This is a genomic window from Bacillus sp. hwrm1, assembly GCF_040207805.1.
Classification (GTDB): Bacteria; Bacillota; Bacilli; order Bacillales; family Bacillaceae; genus Bacillus; species Bacillus velezensis.
This window is the reverse complement of record NZ_CP157943.1, coordinates 1,306,974-1,321,730: the sequence shown is the minus strand read 5'-3', so window position 1 is coordinate 1,321,730 and position 14,757 is coordinate 1,306,974. Positions and strand designations below refer to the sequence as shown.

Annotated in this window: 13 protein-coding genes, 1 other RNA gene and 1 other annotated feature; of the genes, 2 read left to right on the top strand and 12 right to left on the bottom strand. The window is 48.4% G+C overall.

Going from position 1 to position 14,757, the window contains the following annotated elements; all coding sequences use genetic code 11:
* Positions 1–3: 3 nt before the first annotated feature.
* The 4 genes from ABK447_RS06825 to cymR form a co-directional block, all read right to left on the bottom strand.
* Entirely contained in the window at positions 4–624 is a 621-nt protein-coding gene (locus ABK447_RS06825) for a lipopolysaccharide assembly protein LapB (protein ID WP_088461189.1), read from the bottom strand.
* A gap of 87 nt (positions 625–711) precedes the next feature.
* On the bottom strand, positions 712–1,827 hold the full coding sequence (gene mnmA / locus ABK447_RS06820; RefSeq protein WP_033574171.1) for a tRNA 2-thiouridine(34) synthase MnmA: 1,116 nt from the start codon (positions 1,825–1,827) through the stop codon (positions 712–714).
* 36 nt (positions 1,828–1,863) lie between these two features.
* On the bottom strand, positions 1,864–3,003 hold the full coding sequence (locus tag ABK447_RS06815; protein WP_221663823.1) for a cysteine desulfurase family protein: 1,140 nt from the start codon (positions 3,001–3,003) through the stop codon (positions 1,864–1,866).
* Positions 3,004–3,021: 18 nt separating this feature from the next.
* On the bottom strand, positions 3,022–3,438 hold the full coding sequence (gene cymR / locus ABK447_RS06810; protein ID WP_003152730.1) for a cysteine metabolism transcriptional regulator CymR: 417 nt from the start codon (positions 3,436–3,438) through the stop codon (positions 3,022–3,024).
* A gap of 194 nt (positions 3,439–3,632) precedes the next feature.
* Between cymR and ABK447_RS06805 the strand changes: the two genes are divergently transcribed.
* On the top strand, positions 3,633–4,901 hold the full coding sequence (locus ABK447_RS06805) for a replication-associated recombination protein A (protein ID WP_015240288.1): 1,269 nt from the start codon (positions 3,633–3,635) through the stop codon (positions 4,899–4,901).
* 116 nt (positions 4,902–5,017) lie between these two features.
* On the opposite strand, the gene ABK447_RS06800 is transcribed toward ABK447_RS06805, so the two are convergent.
* The 5 genes from ABK447_RS06800 to ABK447_RS06780 form a co-directional block, all read right to left on the bottom strand.
* On the bottom strand, positions 5,018–5,782 hold the full coding sequence (locus tag ABK447_RS06800; RefSeq protein ID WP_015240289.1) for a ThiF family adenylyltransferase: 765 nt from the start codon (positions 5,780–5,782) through the stop codon (positions 5,018–5,020).
* A gap of 71 nt (positions 5,783–5,853) precedes the next feature.
* A non-coding RNA gene (gene ssrS / locus ABK447_RS06795) (6S RNA) lies at positions 5,854–6,045 on the bottom strand.
* A gap of 62 nt (positions 6,046–6,107) precedes the next feature.
* A complete protein-coding gene (gene aspS / locus ABK447_RS06790; RefSeq protein WP_033574172.1) occupies positions 6,108–7,886 on the bottom strand; it encodes an aspartate--tRNA ligase in 1,779 nt (592 codons plus the stop codon).
* Between the two features lie 14 nt (positions 7,887–7,900).
* On the bottom strand, positions 7,901–9,175 hold the full coding sequence (gene hisS, locus ABK447_RS06785; protein WP_012118082.1) for a histidine--tRNA ligase: 1,275 nt from the start codon (positions 9,173–9,175) through the stop codon (positions 7,901–7,903).
* Positions 9,176–9,238: 63 nt separating this feature from the next.
* Positions 9,239–9,471, bottom strand: a binding site (T-box leader).
* 60 nt (positions 9,472–9,531) lie between these two features.
* Positions 9,532–9,702, bottom strand: coding sequence for a YrzK family protein (locus ABK447_RS06780; protein WP_020956141.1), 171 nt, complete (start codon positions 9,700–9,702; stop codon positions 9,532–9,534).
* A gap of 130 nt (positions 9,703–9,832) precedes the next feature.
* Here ABK447_RS06780 and ABK447_RS06775 point away from each other — a divergent pair, with 130 nt between their 5' ends.
* Positions 9,833–11,395 carry an SH3 domain-containing protein gene (locus tag ABK447_RS06775; RefSeq protein ID WP_015240291.1) on the top strand — a complete coding sequence of 521 codons (1,563 nt, stop codon included), beginning with the start codon at positions 9,833–9,835 and terminating at the stop codon, positions 11,393–11,395.
* Between the two features lie 26 nt (positions 11,396–11,421).
* On the opposite strand, the gene dtd is transcribed toward ABK447_RS06775, so the two are convergent.
* The 3 genes from dtd to ABK447_RS06760 all read right to left on the bottom strand — a co-directional run bounded on the left by dtd (position 11,422) and on the right by ABK447_RS06760 (position 14,752).
* Positions 11,422–11,865 carry a D-aminoacyl-tRNA deacylase gene (gene dtd, locus ABK447_RS06770; protein ID WP_007408194.1) on the bottom strand — a complete coding sequence of 148 codons (444 nt, stop codon included), beginning with the start codon at positions 11,863–11,865 and terminating at the stop codon, positions 11,422–11,424.
* A 12-nt stretch (positions 11,866–11,877) separates the two neighbouring features.
* Positions 11,878–14,082 (bottom strand): GTP diphosphokinase, encoded by a 2,205-nt coding sequence (gene relA / locus ABK447_RS06765; RefSeq protein ID WP_003152716.1) that lies wholly within the window; start codon positions 14,080–14,082, stop codon positions 11,878–11,880.
* 157 nt (positions 14,083–14,239) lie between these two features.
* Positions 14,240–14,752: an adenine phosphoribosyltransferase gene (locus ABK447_RS06760; RefSeq protein ID WP_003152714.1), complete on the bottom strand. Its 513-nt coding sequence runs from the start codon at positions 14,750–14,752 to the stop codon at positions 14,240–14,242.
* Between the last annotated feature and the right edge of the window lie 5 nt (positions 14,753–14,757).

The window sequence follows — 14,757 nt, the reverse complement described above, 5'->3', positions numbered from 1 at the left end:
TTGTTATGACTGGGTGATAAGCTGTTTCGCATGAAGCGCAAGCATATGATCAGGCTGTATGCCGATTGCGCCTTCCAGCATCTCAAGCGCCTTTTCACGATTTTCTTTGTACGCGTAAGCGACCCCGGCATTATAAAATGCGTCCGCGTGGCTTGGGTCCTGCTCGATCACCGTCTCAAACTGCGCCAGAGCTTCATCCAGCATTTCTTCATTTGCGAGGCACATTCCGAACTGGAAGCGTGCTTCCGTGTCATTTTCGTTTAATTCAACGGCACGCTGCAAATACGGCAGTGCAAGCTTCGGCCGCTCTAATTTAACGAGAACGGTCCCCAGCATATAAAACAAATCTCCGTTTTCCATTCCGGAGCGAAGCGCTTTTTCAAACATATCCTTCGCTTCGGAAAACGATTCTTTCATCACATATACGTTTCCCGCACCGTAATAAGCGGCTGCCGCCGAATTGTCCAATTCAAGCGCTCTGTTATAGAATGCAAGCGCCCGTTCGAGTTCGTTCACAGAAGAAAGCAGATTTGCGAAGTTGATATACGGCACCGGATCTTGGCCGTTTTCCTCAATCGCTTTCGTAAAAGCCTCCGCCGCTTTTTCAAAATCGCCCTCCTGCATGGCGTCAATCCCGATTTTATTATAATCCATTTTTAACTTCCTTTCGCTAAAAAACCCCAACATGCGAGTTGAGGTTTTTTACATGTGTTATACGTACCACAGTTTTGTTCCGTCTTTAGAAACGTCATCTATCGTTCCGCCGCCGAGGCACTCTTCTCCGTCATAAAAAACGACGGCTTGTCCCGGCGTAACGGCGCGTACCTGCCCGTCAAAAATGACTTCCGCTTCATCATCACCCGTCATTTTCACCGTTACTTTGTGATCTTCCTGACGGTAGCGGAATTTCGCCGTGCATGTCATTTCGCCGCCGTCCATCAGACCGGGACGCGTCCAGCTGACATTTGTCGCCGTGATCTTATCAGAATACAGAAGCGGATTATGGAACCCTTGATCAACATACAAAATGTTTTTTTCAAGATCTTTACCGACGGCGAACCACGGCTCGCCGCTTCCGCCGATTCCAAGACCGTGGCGCTGTCCGATAGTATAATACATCAGACCGTCATGACGCCCTTTTACTTCTCCGTCCATTGTCATCATATCGCCCGGCTGAGCGGGGAGATATTGGCTGAGAAACGTTTTGAAGTTGCGTTCACCGATAAAGCAGATTCCCGTGCTGTCTTTTTTCGCAGCTGTCGCAAGTTCCGCTTCTTTGGCGATTTCCCGCACGCGGCTTTTTTGCAGATCACCGATCGGGAACATGACTTTGCTGAGCTGTTCCTGATTGAGCTGATTCAGAAAATAAGTCTGGTCCTTGTTTTCATCCAGACCGCGGAGCATGCGCACTGTACCTGCGCTTCTGTCCACGCGGGCGTAATGGCCCGTCGCAAGATAATCCGCGCCGAGTGACAGAGCATGATCCAAGAAAGCCTTAAACTTAATTTCTTTATTGCACATGACATCCGGATTGGGGGTTCTTCCGGCTTTATATTCATCAAGGAAATATTGAAATACCTTTTCCCAATATTGCTTCTCAAAATTGACGGCATAATACGGAATTCCGATCTGGTTGCAGACCCGGATGACGTCTTCATAATCTTCCGTCGCCGTGCAAAAACCATTTTCGTCCGTATCATCCCAGTTTTTCATAAAGATTCCGATTACATCGTAGCCCTGCTCCTTCAGCAGAAGGGCCGCCACGGAAGAGTCCACGCCGCCGGACATGCCGACTACGACTCTTGTATCCTCCGGCCGTTTTTCCATTTGCATTCACTCCATTAAAAACGTAAGTCCGCCGTTTTAAGCAAGCCGTTTAACGACGGCGGCAAGCTTTTCGGCGGCTGTTTCGATTTGTTCCGCCGTATTGCCGAGGCCGAAGCTGAGGCGGATTGACGAAGTCAGCCTGCCGCTCTCACTTCCGAACATGGCCGTAAGCACATGGGACGGAAGAACGGATCCTGCCGTACAAGCAGATCCGCTGGAGACGGCAACGCCTTCCATGTCAAGATTGACCAGCAGCGCTTCCACCGGCACACCGGGAAAGTAAAGGTTTAAAATATGAGGCAGGCATTTCTCGGCATCTCCGTTCACCTCCGCTGTGACGCCGGATTTTTCCAGCGTGCTCATGATGATGTTCTTAAACTCCTTATACTTCGCTGTTTTCTCTTCCCTCTCACGGTTTGAAAGGACGACCGCTTCTTTTAAGCCGGCGATGCCCGGTACATTTTCCGTCCCCGCGCGGCGCTTTCGTTCCTGCTCTCCCCCGAGAAGAATCGGTGACAGCTTCACCTCTTGATTTACATATAAAAAGCCTGTCCCTTTAGGCCCGTTAAGCTTGTGACCGGAAACAGACAGCATGTCAATTCTGCTTTTTTTCACGTCAATCGGCATATAACCGAATGCCTGGACGGCATCTGTGTGAAAATAGGCCTGATGCCCGCTTAACAGCTCTCCGATTTCGTCAATCGGCTGAATGGTACCGACTTCGTTATTGCCATACATGACGGTAACAAGGATTGTATCATCACGGAGCGCTTCTTTCACCTGATTTGCACTGATCCGTCCTGAAGGGCCGGGGATGAGGTATGTCACCTCAAAGCCGTCTTCTTCCAGCTTTTCGCAGGCTTGCAATACAGCATGATGCTCAATAGCGGTCGTAATGATATGCTTACCTTCATTCTTCCGGGCGGCAGCCGTTCCGAAAATCGCTAAATTATCAGCCTCCGTGCCGCCGCTTGTGAAAATAATTTCCTGTTCTTTCGCACTGATTTCGCGCGCGATGTCCGCTCTCGCTTCATCGACCCATTTCCGGGATTCTCTCCCGAATGAATGAATGCTTGACGGGTTGCCGAAACTGCCGAAGAAATGGGGCTTCATCTCTTCGAGCACACGCTCATCCATCGGGGAAGTCGCGGCATGATCTAAATAAATCCGTTCCATTGTCTGTACACCTCTGGTTTAAATATAGAACATATAAGCTTCCTGCTCGCCGTCCGTGTAGCTCGCAAGGTCTTCTAACGTCGTGCTGTCCAGCACGTCTTTTACAGCGTCGCGGATGCGGATCCATAACTCCCGCTTGGCAGGCTCTTCATCCTCAAGCACTTCTACCGGGCTGATCGGCCCTTCCAGCACTCTGATAATATCTCCGGCCGTTATCTCTTCAGGCTGGCCCCCGAGCACGTAACCCCCGTAAGCGCCTCTGATGCTTTTTACGAGTCCGGCGTTTCTGAGCGGTGATACAAGCTGTTCCAAGTAATGCTCAGAAAGGCTGTTTGTTTGGGCGATGCTTTTGAGCGACGTCGGACCGTCTCCGTGCTTTTTCGCCAATTCAATCATAATGGTGAGCCCGTATCTTCCCTTTGTCGATATTTTCAATATGAACACCCCAGTCAATTCTAATTGTTAATTTATACAAGTAAATGGATATGAATAATCTGTTTAGTATCTTATAGACCAACTGTTATTATAACATAACTTATCCTAATTTTCATTGAAACACGGGGCCCGCCGCAATTCGCTTTTCTAATCGTCCGTTTTCCGTTACCCTGTATATGTAAGGAGAGATGTTCATGAAACCATTGGCGTATCGGATGCGGCCTGCCAATATCGAAGACATTATCGGCCAGGAACATTTGGTCAAAGAGGATAAAATCATCGGCAGAATGGTGCGTGCAAAGCACTTATCATCCATGATCCTGTACGGACCGCCGGGCATCGGAAAAACGTCCATCGCCACAGCGATCGCAGGATCGACAAGCATCGCATTCAGGAAATTGAATGCCGTCATTCATAATAAAAAAGACATGGAGATTGTCGTACAGGAAGCGAAAATGTCAGGCCAGGTCATTTTAATCCTTGACGAAGTGCACAGGCTTGATAAGGGAAAGCAGGATTTTCTGCTGCCCTATTTAGAAAACGGCATGATTATTTTAATCGGCGCGACGACCGCCAACCCTTATCATGCCATTAACCCGGCCATCAGAAGCCGGACCCAGATATTTGAGCTTGAACCGTTAACACCCGATCTGATCAAGCAGGCATTGGAAAGAGCGCTCACAGATGAACACCGGGGGCTCGGTTCCTACAGCGTTTCGGTGGACGACGACGCGATGGATCATTTCGCGCAAGGGTGCGGAGGAGACGTCCGCTCCGCTTTGAACGCACTTGAGCTTGCCGTGCTCTCCACAAAGGAATCAAGCGACGGCACGATCCGGATTACACGGGAGACGGCGGAAGAATGTCTGCAGAAAAAAAGCTATACTCATGATAAAAACGGCGATGCGCATTATGACGTCTTATCCGCCTTCCAAAAATCGATCCGAGGCTCGGACGCAAACGCCGCCCTTCATTATCTGGCCCGTCTGATCGAAGCCGGCGACCTTGAAAGCATATCAAGAAGACTTCTCGTGATCGCCTATGAAGATATCGGCCTCGCAAGCCCGCAGGCAGGCCCCCGGGTGCTGAGCGCGATTCAGACCGCAGAACGGATCGGCTTTCCGGAAGCGAGAATTCCGCTGGCCAATGCGGTAATCGAATTATGCCTCTCGCCAAAATCAAACTCCGCCATCTCAGCCGTTGATGAGGCGCTCAAAGACATCAGGACGGGTAAAATCGGCGATGTGCCGAAACATTTAAAAGACGCCCACTATAAAGGGGCCCAAGAGCTCGGACGCGGGATCGGCTATCAATATCCTCACGATTTCGAGAACGGATGGGTCGAACAGCAATATTTGCCTGATCCGTTAAAAAACAAGCAATACTATAAACCGAAACAAACGGGGAAATTTGAAGCCGCCATAAAGCAAGTGTATGAAAAACTGATGAAGCAGAAAAAATAACCGGACAAGGACACCCTATGTGTTCTTGTCTTTTTTGATACCGGCCAAAATCTTTCGTGTAAACGGCGGATTCAAATAAAAAAAACAGCCTTTCCTGAAGAAGGCTGTTTTTCTTTTTATTTATCTTTAACCCGTTTAATGTCGATGTCCTTTAAGAGCTCCATGACAACATGTCCGCCCATAATCAGACCGGCCACTGACGGAACCCAGGCGTTGGAAGACGGCGGCATTTGCGCTTTGCGGATTTTCGCTTCATCATTCCCGACTTCTTTTCTGACGTCCTCACGGATGACGATCGGGCTTTCATCAGAAAAAATGACCTGTACGCCTTTTTTAATGCCCTCTTTGCGAAGCCTTGTGCGGACGACTTTGGCAATCGGATCGGTATGGGTTTTTGAAATATCAGCAATCTGAAAGCGTGTCGGGTCTGTTTTATTCGCCGCTCCCATGCTTGAAATCAGCGGAACATTCCGTTTCAGACATTCTTTCATCAGATGAATTTTATAATGAATCGTATCCGACGCGTCAATGACGTAATCAAGCGGATGCTCAAAGAACTGCTCATATGTCTCTTCTGTATAAAACATTTTTAAGGCGACGACATCGCAATCCGGATTAATATCCGCGATCCGCGCTTTCATCAAGTCTGTTTTCGGCTGTCCCACCGTCGACAAGAGCGCATGCAGCTGGCGGTTTACGTTTGTAATGTCAACATCATCTTTATCGACAAGCACGATCCGCCCCACTCCGGACCTCGCCAATGCTTCGGCTGCGAATGAACCGACTCCGCCGACGCCGAGAACGGCCACCGTGCTGTTTTTTAACGTGTCCAGCCCTTCTTTTCCAATCGCTAGCTCATTTCTGGAAAACTGATGTAACAAGAACCTCACTCCACATTCTGGTTTTATAAACTCGGCTTGTCAAAAAGCCGCTGGTTTTAGCGCACAAAAAATAAAGTCCCAATTGTGCCGTTGCAGCTTTCCTTCGTTTTGAACCCGCTCTCAGCAGGTGGGTGCCCTTTTTTAAATCTTGTAAGTCCTCTTAACGAATGAAAAGAGGCATGTACGCCATTTAAAAATGCGGGCTCCCAAATCAAAAAAATGTTCGGTCAAAACTAGGTGTACAACTAACACATCAGGACTTTATTTAACTTGTCAAAATCATATCACAGCAGATTTTGATTTTCAAGAAACAAACTGCTGATCTTTACTGTTTCACTTTTCTTTTGACAGAAAGGTGAAGTTCTTCAAGCTGGGCGTCGCTCACTTCGCCGGGCGCTTCCGTAAGAAGGCAGCTTGCGCTTGCCGTTTTCGGGAAAGCAATCGTATCTCTTAAGTTTGTGCGTCCTGCAAGAAGCATAACCAATCGGTCTAAGCCGAGCGCGATTCCGCCGTGCGGAGGGGCGCCGTATTCAAAGGCTTCAAGAAGGTATCCGAACTCCTCCACCGCTTCTTCTTTTGTAAAGCCGAGAAGCCCGAACATTTTTTCCTGAACGTCTTTTTCAAAAATACGGATTGAGCCTCCGCCGAGTTCATAGCCGTTTAAGACAAGGTCGTAAGCCTGCGCTTTCATATCTTCAGGCGCCGTTTCAATCAGGTCAAGATCTTCACGCACAGGCATTGTAAACGGATGGTGAGCCGCATAGAAACGGCCTTCCTCCTCGTCATGCTCCAGTAACGGCCAGTCCACAACCCACAGGAAGTTGAAGAGGCTTTCGTCAATCAGGCCGCGTTCTTTGCCGAGCTTTAAGCGAAGCGCGCCGAGGGATTGGGCCACAACCTCAAACTTATCAGCGCCGAACAGGAGCAGATCGCCTTCAGAAGCATCAAGCGCTTCAGCCAGTTTTGCCTGCTTCTCTTCATCAAAGAATTTCGCAATCGGGCCTTTTACACCGTCAGCTTCAACTTTCACCCAGGCGAGACCTTTCGCGCCGTAATTTCCGGCAAAAACGCCGAGCGCATCGATATCTTTTCTGGAATAGTCGCCGGCAGCGCCTTTGACATTGATCGCTTTTACAACGCCGCCGTTTGCCACGGCTGATGAGAACACCTTAAATTCAGTATCTTTCACTATGTCTGACACGTCCGTCAGCAGCATGCCGAAGCGGGTGTCAGGCTTGTCGGAACCGTAGCTGTTCATCGCTTCTTCATATGTCATTCGCGGAAGCGGAAGCGGTACTTCAACACCTTTTGTTTCAAGCATGACTTTCGCCATCATCTCTTCCGCCAGAGCCATGATGTCCTCTTGACTCATAAAGGACATTTCGATATCAATCTGCGTAAATTCCGGCTGGCGGTCGGCACGCAAGTCTTCATCGCGGAAGCAGCGGGCCACTTGATAATACCGTTCAAAGCCCGACACCATCAGAAGCTGTTTAAAAATCTGCGGCGATTGCGGAAGGGCGTAAAATTCTCCTTCATGCACCCGGCTCGGCACTAAGTAATCACGGGCGCCTTCGGGAGAGCTTTTTGTTAAAATCGGTGTTTCAATATCAAGAAATCCGTTTTCATCCAAGAAATGGCGGATGGATTTTGTGACTTGGTGGCGCATTTGCAATGTTTGAAACATCGCCGGGCGGCGCAAATCCAAATAGCGGTGTTTTAACCGGACGTCTTCAGAAACGTCAGCCGCCTGGTCACTGATCGGAAACGGAGGCGTTTTCGCCGTACTGAGCACCGTCACCGTTTCAGCTTTGATTTCAATTTTACCGGTTTTCAGGTTGGGATTCACCGTGCCTTCTTCACGGGCAGAAACAGTGCCTTCGATATCAAGCACATATTCGTTTCTGATTGCTTCCGCTGCGGCAAGGGCTTCCTTCGATACGTCAGGGTTGAACACGACTTGCACAATACCCGAGCGGTCGCGCAAATCAATGAAAATCAAGCCGCCGAGATCGCGCCGCTTCTGCACCCATCCTTTCAGTTTGACGGTTTCGCCAATCGCTTTTTCAGTTATCTCGCCACAATAATATGTTTTTCCAAACATAGCGTTCCTCTCCTTCACTGCTTTTGATCTGCCTTTAACACTTGTATCAGCTCGTCTAACACCACTTCACGCTGCTCTCCTGTTTCCGCATCTTTTACATTGATTTTATTTTGGGCAAGCTCATCTTCCCCTAAAATCGCAATAAAACGTGCGCCGAGGCGGTCAGCCGTTTTAAATTGGCCCTTCATCTTTTTATTTTCATAATCGATTTCACTTGAGATGCCCGCTTCTCTCAGTTTGTACACGAGGGAAACGGAATAATCCTTCGCTTTTTCTCCGAGCGTCACGATGTAGCAGTCAATCCCCTGATTGACGGGAAGCTCTGTTTTCTCAGCGTCAATGGCTGCCAGCAGACGTTCGATGCTCATCGCAAATCCGATACCCGGCGCTTCAGGTCCGCCGATCTGTTCAACAAGCCCGTCATAGCGGCCCCCGCCGGCAAGTGTTGTAATCGCTCCGAATCCTTCGGCATTGCTCATAATTTCAAAAGCGGTATGGTTATAATAATCAAGCCCTCTGACAAGGTTCGGATCTATTTCGAACGGGATGCCGAGATCGTTTAAGTATTGTTTTACTTTTTCAAAATAAGCGGCTGATTCTTCATTTAAGTAATCAAGAATGGACGGAGCCGTTTTCATCAGTTCATGCTCTCTGTCTTTCTTGCAGTCAAGAATTCTGAGCGGGTTTGTGTGCAGGCGCGACTGGCAGTCTGAGCAAAACTCTCCGATGCGCGGTTCAAAATGTTTGACGAGCGCCTCCCGGTAGGATTTGCGGCTGTCCTGGTCACCAAGGCTGTTCAGCACAAGCTTGACATGTTTCAAACCGGCTTTACGGTAAATACTCATCGCAAGCGCAATGACTTCTGCATCCACGGCCGGATCTTTGGAGCCGATCGCTTCAATTCCGAATTGATAGAATTGGCGGAAACGCCCCGTCTGCGGACGTTCGTAACGGAACATCGGTCCGACATAATAAAGCTTCGTCGGCTGCACCGGGTTCGCAAATAATTTATTTTCATTGAACGCGCGGACTGCGGCGGCTGTTCCTTCCGGCCGAAGCGTCAGGCTTCTCCCTTTACGGTCTTCAAACGTGTACATTTCTTTCTGCACGATATCTGTAGACTCACCGACGCCTCTTGCGAACAATTCCGTATGTTCGAAGATCGGCGTGCGGATTTCTTTATATTGATAAGTGCGGCACGTCTCCCTCATAATTTGTTCGACGAACTGCCATCTGTCTGATTCACCCGGCAGTATGTCCTGTGTGCCTCTTGGAATGTGATATGCCATGTTACAGGCCTCCTTAATGTCTTTCTTCAAATAAAAAAACTCCCGCTCCTACTATACATGTATAGTAGGGACGAGAGTTATACCCGTGGTGCCACCCTAGTTGGAATGCCGAAGCATCCCCGCTCTGACCTTTAACGCAGGTTCACGTCCGCTGCCTAATGACTTACAAAAGCGTTCAGCAGGGAACCTCCGGAGTGTTGTTTCGAGAAAGATGCAGTGCGGATCCGCTTTCAGCCCGGGACGGTTCCTCTCTTCTCCATGCATTCTGACCTACTCTTCTCCATTATCGGTTCAAAATCGTTATCATGACTTATGTACATCAATTTCTATTATAATAATGGGATTGCACTCCCCTGTCAAGTTTTATTCCGTCTGTTTTTCCTTGCGACCGCATCTTTCGATAAAAGACCGAACTCCGTCGCCGTCTCTTCAAGAAAACCCGCCTTTTCTCTATCGCTCTGATCACTGAAGTGCAGATTTCCTTCCGCATCGTGCAGCGCGCGTCCCATTTTTGGTTGATATTTCATGATTTGCACACCTTTTCGCTGTATTTATGACTAGTATAAACAAACCATTTTATTTTTATTTAACATTCAGCAAGGAAAATACGATATTATACAAGAATGTATTTTAGTTAGTTCAGAAAGGAGGACAGCCATGAAGAAGAGAACTCTTGCTCTTATTTTATGCGGCGTCATCATCACAGCGCTTCTTCCGTCATTCCACACCGCAATCGCCGCAGAGGGAGAAGCGGTCATCGCGACAGACAAGATCAATGTCAGAGGCGGTCCCGGCCTGAGCTATGGAATTAAGGCTGAAGTAAAAAAAGGGGAAAGATACCCGATCGCTAAAGAAGAGGGAGACTGGGTGCAGCTTCAGCTGAGCCCCGGTAAAACCGGATGGGTCGTTTCCTGGCTGATATCAAAAACAGCCGGAGGAGCAGACCATTCATCCGCAACAAGCGGAACGGTCACTTCCACCGATCCTGACCTCCGCATCAGAAAAGGCCCGGGGACATCATATGAAGTCATCGGCAAACTTCCGCAAGGCGCACATGCATCCGTGCTTGACAAGAACAGCGGATGGGTGAACATTTCTTATCAAGGCACAACCGGATGGGTTTCTTCCGAATACGTCACCGCGGACAGCGGCGGATCGGATACGAAAGCAACTTCGGCCCGAAGCGGGTCAAAAAACGGGACTGTCGGCGTTTCTTCATTGAATGTCAGAAGTGCAGCGTCACATGATTCAGCGATTATGACTAAATTATCACGCGGAACAAAGGTTTCCATCTTAAGTGAAGACCACGGCTGGCTGAAAATTGAAGCAAACGGGCAAAAAGGCTGGGCAGCAAGCCACTACATCATAAAGGATTCTGACTCATCGGACAGCGCATCCGGCTCGGGAGACGGTTCTGCGGGCTCAGGCTCCTCGAAAAAAGCGTATATTGTTTACGGCGGCACCAACTTAAGGAGCTCGGCCTCGACTTCCGCTTCTATCGTAAAAAGAGCAGATAAAGGCGCAGCCTACCCGATTGTCGGCTCAAGCGGCAAATGGTATGAAGTCCGGCTTGAAAACGGACAAACCGCATATGTGGCAAACTGGGTCGTACAAACGTCAAAAAGCGGTGAGGAAACAGGTGAAGCACCTTCTCCCGACACGTCAGGCGGCAGCGGCTCACTTAAAAACAAAACGATCGTCGTTGATCCCGGACACGGAGGAAAAGACAGCGGAACGATCGGCTACTCCGGAAAGTTTGAGAAAAACGTAACCATTAAAACCGCTAAGCTGCTGGCCCAAAAACTGCGGGCGGCCGGTGCAAACGTGTATATCACCAGACAGGATGATACTTTTATCAGCCTGCAGGCCAGGGTTTCAACCTCTCATTACCGGAATGCGGATGCCTTTATCAGCATTCACTATGACAGCTATGCCGATACGTCAACACGGGGAAGCACGGCTTATTATTACAGTCCGTCTAAGGATCGCCAGCTTGCCTCAGACGTCCATTCTGAAGTAGTGAAGCGTTCCCCTATCCCGGATCGCGGCGTTCTGTTTGGCGATTATTACGTCCTGAGGGAAAATAAACGGCCTGCCATGCTGTATGAGCTCGGCTATCTCAGTCAACCGCAAGAAGAAACAATCATACATAGCGGCTCTTATCAGGAAAAAGTGACAGACGGAATTGAAAGCGGATTGGAACATTATTTTCAATCATAAAAAAAAGCTGCCGAACGGCAGCTTTTTTATTGTTTAGAATCCATAATCAATGTAATCGGCCCGGAATTCGTCAGCTGAACATCCATCATGGCTCCGAATATTCCGGTTTCCACTTTGACTCCTTTTTCCCGAAGGAGTTCGTTCCACTTTTCATAAAGGAGCACAGCCTGATCCGGTTTAGCCGCATTCATAAAATTCGGGCGTCTCCCTTTCTTCGTTTCGCCGTAAAGCGTAAACTGTGAAACGGATAAAATCTCCCCGCCCGTATCCAAAAGCGATAAATTCATCTTGCCGCTTTCATCATCAAAAATCCGAAGATTCACGATTTTATCCGCCAAGTAAGCGGCATCTTCTTCTGTATCTTCATGAGTGATGCCGACAAGCGCCATAATACCGGGTCCGATCCGGCCGGCAACAGCGCCGTCAACCGTCACACTCGCTTCTGTTACACGCTGAACAACTAATTTCATAGCAAGCTCCTTTTAGTTCATTACCCGGCGGACTGAATAGATGTCTCTGATCTGCTTAATCCGCTCGACCACTTTATGCAGATGATTGATGTTTTGAATAAAAATCGCCATATGAATCGTAGCGACTTTATTGCGGTCGGATTTGCCGGAGACAGAGGAGATGTTGGTTTTCGTTTCATTTACGGCTTGGAGCACCTCATTTAAAAGCCCGAGACGGTCATACCCCAAAATCTCAATCTCAACGTTATATTCTTTGCGTCTTTGAACCTGTGATTCATGCTCCCATTCAACGGGGATCAGACGTTCCTGCGCTTCATTCGTTTTGACGTTCGGACAGTCATCACGGTGAACGGATACACCGCGCCCTTTTGTAATAAAACCGACGATATGGTCGCCCGGCACCGGGTTGCAGCATTTCGACAAGCGGACGAGAAGGTTGTCAATGCCTTTTACGCGCACACCCGCTTCCCGTTTTCTCCCTTGCGGATAATGTTTCGGCTCGGAAGTGACTTCCTGAACGATTTTTTCCTGCTCTTCCTGGTCACGCAGCTTCCGTTCTTTTTCGGTGAGCCTGTTGGCCACCTGAAGAGCGGTAATGCCGTTATACCCGACCGCCGCGTACATATCCTCTTCATTTGAGAAATTGAACTTGTCGGCAACTTTTTGAAGATTTTCGAGTGTTAAAACATCTTTCACTTCAAAATCAAGATTTTTAATTTCTTTCTCGACAAGCTCACGGCCTTTTTCGACGTTTTCTTCACGGCGCTGTTTCTTAAAGAATTGGCGGATTTTGTGTTTCGCCTGGGACGTCTGCGCCAGTTTGACCCAGTCTTGGCTCGGACCGTATGAATGCTTGGACGTCAGAATCTCGACGATGTCGCCCGTCCGGAGCTTATGGTCAAGCGTCACCATTTTTCCGTTCACTTTCGCCCCGATTGTTTTGTTGCCGATCTCCGAGTGGATCCTGTAGGAAAAATCAATCGGCACAGAGCCTGACGGCAGTTCAATGACATCGCCTTTTGGCGTAAATACGTATACCATGTCAGAAAACAGATCGATTTTCAGCGATTCCATAAATTCTTCCGCATCGGTAGACTCGTTTTGGAATTCCAGAATTTCACGGAACCAGGACAGTTTTTTCTCAAATGTCGCTTCTTCGTTTGCAGCCTTGCCTTCTTTATATGCCCAGTGTGCGGCCACCCCGTATTCAGCGATCTCATGCATCTCAAACGTTCTGATCTGCACTTCCAGCGGATCGCCTTTAGGCCCGATTACGGTCGTATGCAGCGACTGATACATATTCGGCTTAGGCATCGCAATATAATCTTTGAATCTGCCCGGCATCGGCTTCCAGCACGTATGAATAATGCCGAGGACGGCGTAGCAGTCTTTAATGCTTCCGACAAGAATACGGACGGCGAGCAGATCATATATTTCATTGAACTGTTTATTTTGCAGCGCCATCTTGCGGTAAATGCTGTAGATGTGCTTCGGACGTCCTGAAAAGTCCGCTTTGATATTCACTTCTTCGACGCGTTTTTTCACTTCATTGACAACCTCTTCGACATAAAGTTCGCGTTCCGCGCGCTTTTTCTTCATGAGGTTGACGATTCTGTAATATTGCTGAGGATTCAAATAACGGAGAGCGGTGTCTTCCAGCTCCCATTTGATTTTAGAAATCCCGAGCCGATGGGCCAGCGGAGCGAAAATTTCCAGCGTCTCATTTGAAATTCTCCGCTGCTTTTCCTGCGGAAGATGCTTTAACGTCCGCATATTGTGAAGGCGATCCGCCAGCTTGATCAATATGACTCTGATATCCTGAGCCATAGCGACAAACATTTTTCGATGGTTTTCCGCCTGCTGCTCCTCTTGAGATTTATACTTAATTTTACCGAGCTTCGTCACGCCGTCGACAAGCATCGCCACTTCTTCAGAAAATGCTTCCTTCAGGTCGTCGAGGGTGACATCCGTGTCCTCTACCACATCATGCAGAAATCCGCCCGCAATTGTGGAAGGGTCCATTTCCAGATCGACGAGGATCCCCGCCACCTGAATCGGATGAATGATGTACGGCTCACCTGATTTGCGGTACTGTTCGCGATGCGCGTTTTGCGCATACAGGTAAGCTTTCTCAACAAACGCAATCTGCTCCTCCGGCAGATAAGTGCGCGCTTTATCTATTACTTGCTCGGCAGTCAATACTTGTTCGTTCGCCATGGAATCACCTTTTTTAAATGTAAACTGTATTAGTTTATTATCAAGAAAAAAACGAGAGATGTAAAGGGCAGAAGTTCAAAACACCTAAAGAATCTGTCAGGATGATGAAATAATAGGAAAAAAGCACCCTGACACGAGTGCTTTTTTCCATATGCGGTTAATATTTCATTAATGTTAAAATATCGTAATCGTCAAGCTTGTCTCTGCCGTCAAGGTAAGAAAGCTCGATTAAGAACGCAATACCGGCTACAACGCCGCCCAGTTCTTCGACCAGCTTAATTGTTGCTTCGATCGTGCCGCCTGTTGCAAGCAAGTCATCAGTAATCAGCACGCGCTGTCCCGGCAGAATTGCATCTTTATGAATCGTCAGTACGTCTTTTCCGTACTCCAAACCGTAATCGACTTTAATGACCTCACGCGGAAGTTTTCCTTCTTTCCGAACCGGCGCAAAGCCCACTCCGAGAGCGTATGCAACCGGACAGCCGATAATAAAGCCGCGCGCTTCAGGCCCGACAACTAAATCAATTTCTTTTTCTTTTGCATATTCAACAATTTGGTCAGTGGCGTAACGGTATACGTCGCCTTTGTCCATCAATGTCGTAATATCTTTAAATTGTACGCCTTCTTTCGGGTAATCGGGCACAATTGTTACGTATTTTTTAAGATCCATCTGTT

Excerpts from the sequence above, each read along its gene's own strand:
- dtd (WP_007408194.1), bottom strand. The coding sequence starts at position 11,865 with ATGAAATTAGTTGTTCAGCGTGTAACAGAAGCGAGTGTGACGGTTGAC.
- ABK447_RS06825 (WP_088461189.1), bottom strand. The coding sequence starts at position 624 with ATGCAGGAGGGCGATTTTGAAAAAGCGGCGGAGGCTTTTACGAAAGCG.
- ABK447_RS06780 (WP_020956141.1), bottom strand. The coding sequence starts at position 9,702 with ATGAAATATCAACCAAAAATGGGACGCGCGCTGCACGATGCGGAAGGA.
- aspS (WP_033574172.1), bottom strand. The coding sequence starts at position 7,886 with ATGTTTGGAAAAACATATTATTGTGGCGAGATAACTGAAAAAGCGATT.
- ABK447_RS06760 (WP_003152714.1), bottom strand. The coding sequence starts at position 14,752 with ATGGATCTTAAAAAATACGTAACAATTGTGCCCGATTACCCGAAAGAA.
- ABK447_RS06805 (WP_015240288.1), top strand. The coding sequence starts at position 3,633 with ATGAAACCATTGGCGTATCGGATGCGGCCTGCCAATATCGAAGACATT.
- mnmA (WP_033574171.1), bottom strand. The coding sequence starts at position 1,827 with ATGGAAAAACGGCCGGAGGATACAAGAGTCGTAGTCGGCATGTCCGGC.
- relA (WP_003152716.1), bottom strand. The coding sequence starts at position 14,082 with ATGGCGAACGAACAAGTATTGACTGCCGAGCAAGTAATAGATAAAGCG.
- ABK447_RS06775 (WP_015240291.1), top strand. The coding sequence starts at position 9,833 with ATGAAGAAGAGAACTCTTGCTCTTATTTTATGCGGCGTCATCATCACA.
- hisS (WP_012118082.1), bottom strand. The coding sequence starts at position 9,175 with ATGGCATATCACATTCCAAGAGGCACACAGGACATACTGCCGGGTGAA.
- ABK447_RS06815 (WP_221663823.1), bottom strand. The coding sequence starts at position 3,003 with ATGGAACGGATTTATTTAGATCATGCCGCGACTTCCCCGATGGATGAG.